We start from the raw sequence: 501 nt of genomic DNA, 5'->3' as shown, positions 1-501 counted from the left end.
AGACCATCACCATCGGTGTGAACCAGTCCAGCGGCAACGTGACCGTTGTAGCTCCAGATGACGTGTACAAGGGCGACCAAACCGTCACTACCGCTATCACTAATGTGACTGGCGGCGAGCACTTCGAAAACTTGGTGCCAGGTACAACGCCTGTTAGCACAACAGTGACTGACACACCGGGAACTGCGGATACCACGACCGTAACGTTGACTGCACCAAGCGAAGTTAACGAAGGTGGCCAGATCACCTACACCGCCACCTTGAGCAACAAGGCCGGTACTGACGTCACGCTGAAGCTGGATAACGGTTCGAGCATCACCATCAAAGCTGGCGACACCGTTGGTTCCGTAACTGTTGCAGCACCTGGCGATGATGTGTTCATCGACAAGAGCACTCAGACCGTCAAGATCACTGACACCACTGGCGGTAACTTCGAGAAATTGGAAGTTGCAGGCGACGGCGCGACCACGACGATCAACGACACCATCGACAAGGTCGATG

At 54.9% G+C, this 501-nt stretch carries 1 protein-coding gene; it reads left to right on the top strand.

Annotation, left to right across the window (positions count from 1 at the left end; all coding sequences use genetic code 11):
• Positions 1-501: immunoglobulin-like domain-containing protein (locus ACTD9P_RS29705; protein WP_438870429.1), on the top strand; the 501-nt coding region annotated here is incomplete at both ends.

This window comes from Pseudomonas onubensis, from assembly GCF_965653655.1.
Lineage (GTDB): Bacteria > Pseudomonadota > Gammaproteobacteria > Pseudomonadales > Pseudomonadaceae > Aquipseudomonas.
The sequence above is the reverse complement of the archived record's forward strand: the minus strand, read 5'-3'. Positions and strand labels throughout refer to the sequence as shown.